The sequence below is a fragment of the Agrobacterium sp. 22117 genome, assembly GCF_052045735.1.
In the GTDB taxonomy this organism is placed as follows: domain Bacteria; phylum Pseudomonadota; class Alphaproteobacteria; order Rhizobiales; family Rhizobiaceae; genus Agrobacterium; species Agrobacterium cavarae.
In genome coordinates, this window is sequence record NZ_JBQEPP010000002.1 from 462,891 (window position 1) to 474,985 (window position 12,095).

Here is a 12,095-nt window from a genome sequence, read left to right on the forward strand (position 1 = left end):
GTCACACCTTCTTCAACCGCTCCACCGCCATCAGAACGCGCTCCGGCGTTGCCGGGGCGTCGAGGCGTGGGCAGACCTTGTAGTCGGCGACAGAGGCAACCGCCATGGAGAGTGCTTCCAGCACCGAGTTGGCGAGCATGAAGGGCGGCTCTCCAACGGCCTTGGAGCGACCGATGGTGGGTTCGGCGTTTTCGGACCATTCCGCCAGCCTGACGTTGAAGATCCTCGGACGGTCCGAGGCGAGCGGGATCTTGTAGGTGGAGGGCGCGTGGGTGCGCAGCCGTCCCTTGCCATCCCACCACAGTTCTTCCGTCGTCAGCCAGCCCATGCCCTGGACGAAACCGCCTTCGATCTGTCCGATATCGATCGCCGGGTTCAGCGACTTGCCGACATCGTGGAGAATATCGGTGCGCTCCATCATATATTCGCCGGTCAGCGTATCGATGGTGACTTCCGAGCATGAAGCGCCGTAGGCGAAGTAGTAGAATGGCGTGCCGCGTCCGGCGGCGCGGTCCCAATGGATTTTCGGGGTCTTGTAGAACCCTGCGGCGGACAGCTGCACGCGGGCGAAATAGGCCTGGCGAACGAGATCGTTGAAGGCGATCTCTTCTGTGCCGATGCGGATGCGGTTCGGCAGGAAGGCAATATCCTGTTCCGTGACATTCCACTTCTCAGCGGCGAATTTGATCAGCCGCTCCTTGATCTGTCGGGCCGCATCAAGTGCTGCCATGCCGTTGAGATCGGTGCCGGAGGAGGCGGCAGTTGCCGAGGTGTTCGGCACCTTGCCGGTCGTGGTGGCGGTGATCTTCACCCGGCTGACATCGACCTGGAACGTATCGGCAATGACCTGCGCGACCTTGGTGTAAAGACCCTGGCCCATTTCCGTGCCGCCGTGGTTCAGGTGGATGGAGCCGTCATTATAGACATGCACCAGCGCACCCGCCTGGTTGAAGGCGGTCATGGTGAAGGAGATGCCGAATTTGACCGGCGTCAGTGCAATGCCCTTGCGAAGGATCGGGCTTGTGCGGTTGAACGCGACGATCGCCTCACGGCGCGCGCGGTAATCGCTGGAGGTCTCCAACTCCTCCACCACGCGGGCAATGATGTTGTCTTCCACTTCTTGGTGATAGGGCGTGGTGGTGCGGCCAGAACCGGTCTCGCCATAGAAGTTCAGCTTGCGGATATCGAGCGGGTCCTTGCCGACCGCATAGGCGATTTCCTCGATGAAGCGCTCGGCACCCAGCATGCCTTGCGGGCCGCCGAAGCCACGGAAGGCGGTGTTGGACACCGTGTGGGTTTTCAACGGCTTGGAGGCAAGCTTTACATGCGGATAGAAGTAGCTCGAATCCGCATGAAACAGCGCGCGATCGGTGACGGGGCCAGAAAGATCGGATGAGAAGCCGCAACGGGCGGCGTAGGTCGCATCGACTGCGTGAATGCGACCCTCGTCATCGAAGCCAAGTTCGTAATCGACGCGGAAATCGTGACGCTTGCCGGTGGCGACCATGTCTTCATCGCGGTCCGGGCGGATTTTGACAGCACGCTTCAGCTTCTTGGCGGCAATCGCGCAGAGTGCGGCAAACTGGTTGCCCTGCGTCTCCTTGCCGCCGAAGCCGCCGCCCATGCGCCGAACCTGCACGGTGACGGCGTTGGAGGGTACCTGCAGAATGTGGCTGACGATATGCTGGATTTCGCTTGGGTGCTGGGTGGAACTCCACACCGTCACCTCGTCATCCTCGCCTGGCACTGCCATGGCGATATGGCCTTCGAGGTAGAAATGCTCCTGTCCGCCGATGCGCATGGTACCGGTCAGGCGACGCGGTGCGACATCCATCTCCACATCCGCATCACCGCGTTGCAGCACCATGCCGGGGGTAACGAGCGGCTCGCCATTTTCAAGCGAGGCGTCGATATCGGTGAAGTGCGGCAGATCCTTGTAAGTGATCTTCGCCTTGCGCGCCGCATGGCGGGCAATCTCGCGGGTCTCGGCAAAGACGGCAAAGATCGGCTGGCCGTGGAATTGCACCAGCGTTTCCGCCAGCAAGGGCTCGTCATGGCGCCCGCCGGAGGAGACATCGTTTTCGCCCGGTACATCCTTGCCGGTCATCACCCAGATGACGCCGGGGGTGGCTTCGACCTCGGAAAGGTCCATGGCCAGGATTTCGGCATGGGCGCGGTCCGACAGGCCAAGCGCGCCGTGGATCAGGCCTGCGGGTTCTGGAATGTCGTCGATATATTCGGCACTTCCGGTGACATGCTTATGCGCTGAATCATGACGGAGCGATCCATGCATCTTGCCATCGACATCATTCTTGGCGCGTTCGAATGTGGTGGTGTCCATGTGTCAGACCTCTCTTCTCGCTGGAGAGGTAAAGGGTTTCCCTACGCCCTCATTCCTGTGCTCGTCACAGGAATCCAGCCAAGGCGCGTCTGCGCCGCATAAAACTCTCTCGCGCCCAAGGACTTGGGCGCACTGGATTCCTGTGACAAGCACAGGAATGAGGGAGGAATGATCCAGGCTTCCCATCACGCCATCTCCTCAAAACGCTGCAACTCCTGCTTCTTTCCCGATGTCTCCAGGAAGAAACGGGTCAGCAGGTTCTTCGCCGTCAGCTGACGATACTGCGCGGTGGCGCGCCAGTCGGTCAGCGGCTGGAAATCCGCGTCGATCGTATCGCGCGCGGCATCGATGGTTTCTTGCGTCCAGGCCTTGCCCTTCAGGGCCTCTTCGAGGGCCTTCGCCCGCTTCGGCGTGCCGGCCATGCCGCCAAAGGCGATGCGGATGTCCTGCACCGTGCCGTCTTCGCCAAGGGTCAGATGATAGGCGGCGCAGAGTGCCGAGATGTCCTCGTCACGACGCTTGGAAATCTTGTAGATGGCGAAGTGGCTGTCATGCGTCGGCAGCGGCACCTCGATCTTCTCGACGAATTCGCCTGGAAGCCTGTCCTGCTTGCCGTACTCGATGAAGAAGGTTTCGAGCGGCATCGAGCGGCTGCCGGAGGAAGAGCGCAGCGTCAGCACGGCACCGAGCGCAATAAGCGGCGGGGGCGTATCGCCGATGGGCGAGCCGTTGGCGATGTTGCCGCCGATCGTTCCCATGTTGCGCACCTGCTGTCCGCCGAGGCGATCGATCAGCCGTCCGAATGCCGGGATGTTGTCTGCAAGCGTGTCAAAGGCCTGGGCGTAGGTCACGCCTGCGCCGATCGAAATCCTACCGTCGGCAACCGAGATCGACTGCAGCTCGCTCAGGTGATTGATGAAGATGACGGTCTTAAGCTCCCGCATCTGCTTGGTGACCCAAAGGCCCACATCCGTCGAACCGGCAACGATGGTCGCCTTCGGCTCTGCGGCATAGGCATTGGCAAGCTCGGTGAGATTGCCGGGAATGATGGTGCGATGGCCGTCCTTGGTAACCGTGATCGTGTCGTTCTGCTGAATGCCCCAAAGGCGCGACATGATGGTGGCGCGGTCGCTTTCGATCGGGTCGAACAGCGTGCTTGGCCTGGCAGCGGTCACGCTTTCGGCGGCCTTGACGATGGGCTCATAGCCGGTGCACCGACAGAGATTGCCTTGCAGCGCCTTTTCGATATCGGCGCGCGAGGGCTTGCTGCTGGACAGCCAGAGACCGTAGAGCGACATGACGAAGCCTGGCGTGCAAAAGCCGCATTGCGAGCCGTGATAATCCACCATGGCCTGCTGAACCGGGTGGAGCGTACCGTCCTTGCCGGCCAGATGCTCCACCGTGACGATATGCGTGCCATGCAGCGAGCCGAGGAAACGGATGCAGGCATTGACGCTTTCATAGCGCAGCGAGCCTTCCAGGAGCCTGCCGATCAGCACGGTGCAGGCGCCACAGTCGCCCTCGGCACAGCCTTCCTTCGTGCCCGTCAGGCGTTTGCGCAGCCTCAGATAGTCGAGCAGGGTTTCCGTCGGCGCGAAGTCCGACAGAGTGATCGTCTCGTTATTGAGGATGAAGCTGATTGCGTCTTTCATGCACTGCCTTCGTCTTTGTTCCGGTTTCGGGTTCGGCCCGAATGAATTGCGGTGTTCGATCTACTGCGCGGTCCAGCCGCCGTCGATGGAAATATGCGTGCCGGTGATCTGCTTTGCCGCGTCGCTTGCGAGAAAGAGCGCCGTTGCCGCCACATCTTCCGCGGCCACGAATTCCTTGGTGGCCTGCAGGCGCAAGAGCACGTCGTTCTTAACCGCCTCTTCACTGATGCCGCGCGCCTTGGCCGTATCCGGTATCTGCTTTTCCACGAGCGATGTCAGCACATAGCCGGGGCAGATGGCATTCACGGTGATGCCGGTTTCGGCCAGTTCCAGTGCTGCGGATTTCGTCAGGCCCATGATACCATGTTTTGCCGCCACATAGGCGGATTTGAATGGCGAGGCGACAAGTCCGTGCGCGGAAGCAATGTTGATGATGCGGCCTTTGCCCGCAGTCTTCATCAGCGGGATGACGGCGCGCATGGTGTGAAAGGCGCTTGTCAGGTTGATGGCAATGATGCGGTCCCACTCTTCCGGCGGAAACTCGTCCACTGGCGCCACATGCTGAACGCCCGCATTGTTGACCAGCACATCCACCGAGCCGAGCTTCTCCTGCGTGGCCTTGACGAGATCGAAAATCTCGTCCGGCTTCGTCATGTCAGCGGGGTGATAGAGCACGCGCGTGCCGCTTTCCGCCTCCATCAACAGCCTGCTGCTTTCGATGTTGTCGGGATCGCCGAAGCCGTTCAGCATGACGTTGCAGCCATTATTGGCGAAGGCTTGCGCGATGCCCAAACCAATTCCGCTGGTCGAGCCCGTGACGATCACTGTCCTTAGCATGCGGTCCCCTTTTTTCGACGTCGATGCAAGACTTTAGACAACGTTATGCTCAAACCGGGGGAACTGGCAATTGGATTCGAAACCGACGCCGCTGTGGCTTGACTTTGTCTGTTGAGCATATTGTGGTGCGCGCGACTGATTTCAGGGAGGAATGAATGGGCGGCTACGTTATCGCCATTGACCAGGGCACCACGTCCACGCGCGCGATCATCTTCGACGGATCGATGAAGGTGGTTGGCACGGGGCAGAAGGAGTTTCGGCAGATCTTCCCGAATTCCGGCTGGGTTGAACACGATCCGGAGGAAATCTGGGAGACGGTGGTCTGGTCGATCAAGCAGGCGCTGGACAAAGCCAGTCTCAAGGGCTCCGACATCGCTGCCATCGGCATCACCAACCAGCGCGAAACGACGCTGATCTGGGATCGAGAAACCGGCAAGCCGCTGCACAATGCCATCGTCTGGCAGGACAGGCGCACGGCGAAAATTTGCGACAAGCTGAAGAAAGCCGGGCATGAGAAGGTCTTCGCCAAGCGCACCGGTCTGCTGCTCGACCCGTACTTCTCCGGCACCAAGCTGTCCTGGCTGCTCTCCAATGTGAAGGGCGCGCGCAAGAGGGCGGAGAAGGGCGAGCTTTGCTTCGGCACGGTCGATACCTTCCTCATCTGGCGGCTGACGGGCGGCAAGTCCTTCGTGACCGACGCCACCAATGCCTCGCGCACGCTGATGTTCAACATTGAGAAGAATGTCTGGGACAAGGAACTTCTCGACATTCTCGACGTGCCGAAATCCGTCCTGCCGGAAGTTCTGGATTGCGCCGCGGACTTCGGCATTGCCGATGCTGACCTGTTCGGCGCCGAAATCCCGATCCTGGGAGTCGCCGGAGATCAGCATGCCGCCGTCATAGGCCAGGCCTGCTTCTCGCCCGGCATGCTGAAATCCACCTATGGAACGGGCTGCTTTGCGCTTTTGAACACGGGCGAGGACATCGTTCGCTCCAAGAACCGGCTGCTGACGACGATCGCCTATCGTCTGGACGGCAAGTCCTATTACGCGCTGGAGGGCTCGATCTTCGTTGCCGGTGCTGCGGTTCAATGGCTGCGCGACGGGCTGAAGATGATCGGCGCCGCACCGGAAACCGGAGCGCTTGCGGACAAGGCAGACGATGCGCAGGAAGTTTATCTCGTGCCCGCCTTCGTCGGTCTCGGCGCGCCCTGGTGGGATGCCGAAGCCCGCGGCGCGATGTTCGGCCTGACGCGCGGCACCGGCCCGGCGGAATTTGCCCGCGCGGCACTGGAGGCCGTTTGCTACCAGACTGGTGACCTGCTGGATGCCATGCATAAGGACTGGAAGAACGACGATTGCGATATCGTCCTTCGCGTCGATGGTGGCATGGTTGCCTCCGACTGGACGATGCAGCGCCTCTCAGACCTGATCGATGCGCCTGTCGACCGTCCGGTGATCCTCGAAACCACCGCACTTGGTGCCGCATGGCTTGCGGGCAGCCGGGCAGGGGTGTGGCCGGACATGAAGGCCTTTGCCGAAACCTGGGCGCGCGACCGCCGCTTCGAGCCGAAGATGGATGACGAGGTGCGCACGCGGAAACTCAAAGGCTGGAAGAATGCGGTGCGCCGCACGCTCAGCAACGTTTGAGCACTGCTCCATCCATCGAGAAAATCGAAGTTTCCGGTTCAGATTTTGAATTTGCGCCGGGAACCTTCGATGTCTATCTGAGGGCATGAGCGTAGCCAGTTTTTGCAAGCGAGCGCTCCGGACAAAGCGAGGAGCGCACCCATGGAACTTGGTCTTTACACCTTTGCCGATGTCAATCCGAACCCGGCTGATGGTCGTGGCCCGGAAGGTGCGCGTCGCCTGAAGAACCTTTTGGAAGAGATCGAGCTTGCCGATCAGGTGGGGCTCGATGTCTTCGGCCTGGGGGAGCATCATCGGCCTGATTACGTCGTATCATCGCCTTCGACCGTGCTCGCGGCTGCAGCGGTCAAGACGAAGACCATCCGCCTTTCCAGTGCCGTTTCGGTTCTGAGCTCCGATGACCCGATCCGCGTGTTCCAGCAGTTCGCCACCGTCGATCTGTTGTCGAACGGGCGTGCCGAGATCATGGCGGGGCGCGGCTCCTTCATCGAGTCCTATCCGCTCTTCGGCTACAATCTCGAGGACTATGACGATCTCTTTGCCGAGAAGCTCGATTTGCTTCTGGCAGTGAGAGATCGCGAAATCGTCACCTGGTCGGGCGAAAAGCGTGCGCCGATCAACGGGCGCGGTGTCTATCCCCGTCCGTTGCAAGAGGCTCTACCCGTGTGGATCGCGGTTGGCGGCACACCGCAATCGGTGGCGCGGGCCGGCGCCATGGGTCTGCCGGTGGCGCTTGCCATCATCGGTGGCGAATATCGCCGCTTTGCGCCGCTCTTCGATCTCTACCGGGAAGCCGCGCGCCGAGCAGGTCAGCCGCTCGAAAAACAGAAGACCAGCATCAACGTCCACGGCTTCATCGCCGATACCACCGACAAGGCGGCCGATCAGTTCTACGGCCCGCAGGCGGAGGTGATGAACCGGATTGGCCGCGAGCGCGGCTGGGGTCCGACCAACCGGGCGCATTACGATATGGCACGAAGTGCGGAGGGCAATCTTTTCCTCGGCGAGCCGGAACTGGTGGCCGAAAAGATCATCAAGGCGCATGGCGTCTTCAAGAATGATCGCTTCCTGTTGCAGATGGCAATCGGTCTGATGCCGCATGATCAGATCATGCGCGGGATCGAGCTTTACGGCACGAAAGTCGCCCCAATCGTCAGAAAAGAATTGACTGGCAGTGCCGATAGGGCGAAAGCCACGGCATGATCGGGTGCCTTTTGGCGCCCTTTGCCGAAGACATTGCGCAGGATATGGACGCAGAATGGTTATCTCGACGGAAGAAGAGCTCGAAAAGCTGAAGGATGTTGGCCGGATTTGCGCCCTTGCGATGCAGACCATGGCCGACGCGCTTGAGCCGGGGATCACCACCGCCGAACTCGACGCCATCGGACGCAATATCCTGGAAAGCAATGGCGCGCAGTCGGCGCCGGAATTCTGCTACCAGTTTCCGGGCGCCACCTGCATCAGCGTCAACGAGGAAGTGGCCCACGGCATTCCAGGCCCGCGCATCATCAAGGCGGGTGACCTCGTCAATATCGATGTGTCGGCGGTGAAGGACGGCTTCTTTGGCGATACCGGCTCTTCCTACGCCGTGCCGCCGGTCAAGAAGGATATCGAACGCCTTTGCCGCGATGGCAAACGCGCCCTTTGGACCGGGCTGCAACAGGTGAAAGCGGGCAGGCCGCTTGCCGATATCGGCAATTCCATCGGCGCTTTTGCAAAGAAGAACCGCTACACGCTGATCACCAATCTCGCCAGTCACGGCATCGGCCGGTCGCTGCACGAGGAGCCGAAAGAGCTTGCCACCTGGCCGGACAAGGACGAAACCCGCATCATGACCGACGGGCTGGTCTTCACTGTCGAGCCATTTCTCTCCACGGGTGCCTATTGGGCCGAAGATGGCGATGACGACCCTTGGACGCTGTTCAGCGACCCGAGCGCGCCGACCGTGCAGTTCGAGCACACGGTGATCGCCACCAAAAACGGCCCGCTGATCCTGACGCTTGCCGAGTAAGACGGTCGCTCCTGCACGGCTTTGCTGTATTGCGGCTGTCATGTTGCAGCCGCCATCGCCGGTTTTGGCTTACATCTTCGTAACTTAGCGTTTGCTGCATTGCGTCGGCGAAGTGTCTGGCCTAATTTCTCCCAAAATCTGCTTCGCCAATAATGGCTGATCTCAAGCTCGCGAGAGTTCGAACGTGTTTCATTCCTTCTTTCCCAAACCCAAGCTGTTTTTTACCTCTGCCATTGTTTGGTCCTTGCTCATGATAGGCCTCTGGTACGCAGGCGGGAGAAACTGGGGTGCGGCACTCGGCATGCCTCCAGCAACACCAGGAGAGCCGCCGATCACGGGCGTATCGATTTTCTGGTCGCCGCCATTCCTCTGGTTTTATATCTATTACACCGCTGCAGTGCTCGTGTTCGCGGGCTTCTGGTTCACTTACAGCCCACATCGCTGGCAGATGTGGTCCGTTCTCGGCTCTGCCCTCATTGTCTTTGCGACCTATTTCTCCGTGCAAGTCAGCGTGGCGATGAACGCATGGTACGGCCCATATTATGACCTCATCCAGCAAGCGCTTGCCAAAACCGCGCCGGTGACTGCCGAGCAGCTTTATCTCGGCCTTGTCGGCGTTTCAGGCATTCTGTTTTTTGCGATCACTGTCGGCGTGCTCAATCTCTTCTTCGTCAGCCACTACATCTTCCGTTGGCGCACGGCGATGAATGACTTTTATATGGCAAACTGGGATAGGCTTCGTCACATCGAAGGCGCTTCTCAGCGTGTTCAGGAAGACACGATGCGCTTCTCCTCGACCGTCGAGGGGTTGGGCGTCGGTTTCGTCAGGGCCATCATGACCCTGATCGCGTTCCTCCCCGTCCTCTTCACCTTCTCCGAAACCATCAACGAGTTGCCGATTATCGGTTACGTCCCTCATGCTCTGGTGTGGGCGGCGATCTTGTGGTCGCTCTTCGGAACGGGCTTTCTTGCACTTGTGGGTATCAAGCTACCCGGCCTCGAATTCCGCAATCAGCGCGTGGAAGCGGCTTATCGTAAGGAGCTGGTTTATGGTGAAGACCATGCAGATCGTGCTCAGCCGCCGACCGTGCAGGAGCTGTTTTCGAACGTCCGGAAGAACTATTTCCGGCTCTATTTTCATTACATGTATTTCAACGTTGCCCGCATTTTCTATCTGCAGGCTGACAACATCTACAGCTTGATTGTTCTCATTCCATCAATCGCAGCAGGCAAGGTGACGCTTGGCGTGTTCACGCAGATCGGCAACGTGTTCGATCAGGTGCGCGGATCGTTCCAGTATCTCATCAATTCCTGGACGACGATCGTCGAACTGATGTCGATCTACAAACGTCTGAAAGCGTTTGAGGCTGCCATCTACGACCAACCGCTGCCGGAGATCGATCAGCGCTATTTGAAGCGTGAGGCGGAAGAGGGCGAGTTGGCGGCGGACAAGCCGTAAGGCTCGACGCGTTCAACTCTGACACCCACCCCCGGCATTGAGCCGGGGTCCAGCCGGAGGATTCGTGTTGGCCCGTTTCCTGCTCGGGGCCGGAATGATGGTCTATTGAAAGCCGGTGGCTGAAAAATGTGACGGCGCCGCTGTCTCTGCGCCTGCAGCACTTGCTCTCTCACCCTTGTGACTTTTCCTTACGCCGCGCGTCGATCATCGGCATCGCCTCTTCATAGCTGACGCAGGCGACATCGTCCTTCTTGCAGACTTCGCGCAGCAGGCGCTCATAGGCGTTCCAATAGGCGCCGCCATTCATCTTGACGAAATGGAAGCCGAGTTGGAGGGGGATGCGTTCGCCCTCATATTGCTTGTCGAAGGCGGCGCGGAAGGCCTTGTAGGCGCGCTCTTCGAATTCGGCGGACTTTGCGGGCGTCTCAATTGCCATGGAGTGGCGGACGAAGAGGTTGTAGTCCATGGCGATGATCGGCCGGTCGCCCGGTCCTTCAGGGATCAGCGGCAGGCCGAAATGTTCGATGCCATCCTTGCGCACGGGCCATGCCGGCCCTTTCGTGATGCTGGTGGCGTCGAAGACGAAGCCGTGCTTTTTCTGCGCGGCGGTGAGTGCATCGCCTTGCGACAGGTAGGGTGCGCGGAAGCCATTGATGCCGCGCACGAAATCGTGCCAGCCCTGTGGCTCCTCGTCCTTCTTGCCGATTGCCGCCCAGGCGTTTTCGAGCGTGCTGGTGAATGTGGTGAACTCTGCGTCCCATTGATCCGCCGTCCAGTTGCCGCCATCGAAGTGGCCGCAGGTGTGGTTGGCTATTTCGTGGCCTTCCTGGCGGGCGTCCCAGATGTGGTGCAGGCGCGTGGCAACCTCTTCCACCGACTGGCCGAAGCCGACATTGGAGCGGCCGAGTTTCTGGCCCGGCCCCTGATAGCTCTTGGCGCTGGTCTTGCGGTCCATCACCAGCGTGCAGGCAAGAAAGTAGGTGAAATGCGCGCCGACTTCCTTGGCGGTCGCTCGGCTTCTCGCCCACAGCGCATTGTCGCCTGCACCATCGAAGGACACCAGCACGAGCTGCTTTGGCTTTGCCGCACCTTCGACAGCCTGCGCATAGGCTTGCGGCGCGCAGGCGAGAGACAGGGTAATGAGGGCAAGCGAACGCAACATGAGGGAACCACGCGGAATTTTCAAAAGCGGCCTTTTGAGCTTGGAATAAGGCGAAGCTTTGATTTGACTGGCTTTTTCCAGGGGTTATACCAAAGATCACTGATGCTGATCCCTTCGATAGCCCGGAAATCGGCCGCCGGGGGCGTCGAAATCCTCGACCGATGAAAAAGCATCGCTCTGCGGTTTCTCCTACCCGGGCGACCGTTTCCAGGCTATCGAATGGGTCAGCATCAGTGATCTTTGGTATTCGCCATAACTCATTGTCAAAAGATTATCTTCCCCCGCGCAAGGACGCCACCATGCTTCTGCTCGTCGTCTCTCTCATCTTGTTCTTCGCCACCCATTCTCTCAGGCTTTTTGCGCCGGGGCTTCGTGCGCGTCTGATCGATAACATGGGCGAAAAGCCCTTCAAGGGCGTCTATTCGCTCGTCAGCATTCTCACCATCGTCTTCATTGCCTATGCCTTCAATGAAGCGCGACAGGTGACGGGCATGCTTTATTATCCGCCGGTCTGGATGGCCCATATCGCCGTCACGCTGATGCTCATTGCGATGATCTGTCTTGTGGCAAGTGCCCTGCCGGCCGGGCACATCGCAACCAAGACCAAGCATCCGCTGATCCTTGCGGTGAAGATCTGGGCTTTCTCGCACCTGCTTGCCAATGGCGAGACCTCCTCCGTCATCCTCTTCGCCTCCTTCCTCGCCTGGGGCGTGGTGATGCGGATTTTCCTCAAGCGCCGCGCACGCGCCGGCGAAAATCTCGCTCGTCCCTTCGTTTCGGCGCGTTACGATGCGATCGCCGTTCTCCTTGGCGTGGTGCTGTGGGCTGCATTCATCTGGAAGCTGCACGAATGGTTGATCGGCGTCCAACCGATTGCGATGTAGGAAACTGACGTTTCCCCCTTACATCTCAGGGAAAATAGGCTAGAAGGCCCACCAATAAATGTGGTTGGCCTTTTTGCGGCTTGCCGCAACCAGATTGCCT

General features: G+C 59.7%; 9 protein-coding genes. 5 read left to right on the forward strand and 4 right to left on the reverse strand.

All coding sequences use genetic code 11. The features are described from left to right. Window position 1: 1 nt before the first annotated feature. From xdhB to ACTJKV_RS06695, 3 genes are all read right to left on the reverse strand, one after another. Window positions 2-2,341: a xanthine dehydrogenase molybdopterin binding subunit gene (gene xdhB / locus ACTJKV_RS06685; protein WP_440598547.1), complete on the reverse strand. Its 2,340-nt coding sequence runs from the start codon at window positions 2,339-2,341 to the stop codon at window positions 2-4. Between the two features lie 185 nt (window positions 2,342-2,526). Then, window positions 2,527-3,993 (reverse strand): xanthine dehydrogenase small subunit, encoded by a 1,467-nt coding sequence (xdhA, locus tag ACTJKV_RS06690; RefSeq protein WP_440598548.1) that lies wholly within the window; start codon window positions 3,991-3,993, stop codon window positions 2,527-2,529. A 60-nt stretch (window positions 3,994-4,053) separates the two neighbouring features. Beyond that, entirely contained in the window at window positions 4,054-4,830 is a 777-nt protein-coding gene (locus tag ACTJKV_RS06695) for a 3-hydroxybutyrate dehydrogenase (protein ID WP_440598549.1), read from the reverse strand. A gap of 155 nt (window positions 4,831-4,985) precedes the next feature. Between ACTJKV_RS06695 and glpK the strand changes: the two genes are divergently transcribed. The 4 genes from glpK (at window position 4,986) to sbmA (ending at window position 9,949) form a co-directional block, all read left to right on the forward strand. Further along, complete coding sequence (gene glpK, locus ACTJKV_RS06700; RefSeq protein WP_274101965.1) at window positions 4,986-6,479, forward strand: glycerol kinase GlpK; 1,494 nt, start codon at window positions 4,986-4,988, stop codon at window positions 6,477-6,479. Between the two features lie 141 nt (window positions 6,480-6,620). Then, complete coding sequence (locus ACTJKV_RS06705; protein WP_062426320.1) at window positions 6,621-7,682, forward strand: LLM class flavin-dependent oxidoreductase; 1,062 nt, start codon at window positions 6,621-6,623, stop codon at window positions 7,680-7,682. A gap of 55 nt (window positions 7,683-7,737) precedes the next feature. Continuing rightward, entirely contained in the window at window positions 7,738-8,490 is a 753-nt protein-coding gene (gene map, locus ACTJKV_RS06710) for a type I methionyl aminopeptidase (protein WP_062426321.1), read from the forward strand. A 184-nt stretch (window positions 8,491-8,674) separates the two neighbouring features. Further along, complete coding sequence (gene sbmA / locus ACTJKV_RS06715; RefSeq protein WP_062426322.1) at window positions 8,675-9,949, forward strand: peptide antibiotic transporter SbmA; 1,275 nt, start codon at window positions 8,675-8,677, stop codon at window positions 9,947-9,949. Window positions 9,950-10,118: 169 nt separating this feature from the next. Here sbmA and ACTJKV_RS06720 read toward each other — a convergent pair whose 3' ends face one another. After that, window positions 10,119-11,111 carry a polysaccharide deacetylase family protein gene (locus ACTJKV_RS06720; RefSeq protein ID WP_274101966.1) on the reverse strand — a complete coding sequence of 331 codons (993 nt, stop codon included), beginning with the start codon at window positions 11,109-11,111 and terminating at the stop codon, window positions 10,119-10,121. Between the two features lie 299 nt (window positions 11,112-11,410). On the opposite strand from ACTJKV_RS06720, the gene ACTJKV_RS06725 reads away from it, so the two are divergent. Continuing rightward, window positions 11,411-11,995 (forward strand): NnrU family protein, encoded by a 585-nt coding sequence (locus ACTJKV_RS06725; RefSeq protein ID WP_274101967.1) that lies wholly within the window; start codon window positions 11,411-11,413, stop codon window positions 11,993-11,995. Window positions 11,996-12,095: the final 100 nt, after the last annotated feature.

Bases quoted from the DNA above. Each gene is read 5' to 3' on its own strand.
- xdhB (WP_440598547.1), bottom strand. From the start codon at position 2,341: ATGGACACCACCACATTCGAACGCGCCAAGAATGATGTCGATGGCAAG.
- xdhA (WP_440598548.1), bottom strand. From the start codon at position 3,993: ATGAAAGACGCAATCAGCTTCATCCTCAATAACGAGACGATCACTCTG.
- ACTJKV_RS06695 (WP_440598549.1), bottom strand. From the start codon at position 4,830: ATGCTAAGGACAGTGATCGTCACGGGCTCGACCAGCGGAATTGGTTTG.
- glpK (WP_274101965.1), top strand. From the start codon at position 4,986: ATGGGCGGCTACGTTATCGCCATTGACCAGGGCACCACGTCCACGCGC.
- ACTJKV_RS06705 (WP_062426320.1), top strand. From the start codon at position 6,621: ATGGAACTTGGTCTTTACACCTTTGCCGATGTCAATCCGAACCCGGCT.
- map (WP_062426321.1), top strand. From the start codon at position 7,738: ATGGTTATCTCGACGGAAGAAGAGCTCGAAAAGCTGAAGGATGTTGGC.
- ACTJKV_RS06720 (WP_274101966.1), bottom strand. From the start codon at position 11,111: ATGTTGCGTTCGCTTGCCCTCATTACCCTGTCTCTCGCCTGCGCGCCG.
- ACTJKV_RS06725 (WP_274101967.1), top strand. From the start codon at position 11,411: ATGCTTCTGCTCGTCGTCTCTCTCATCTTGTTCTTCGCCACCCATTCT.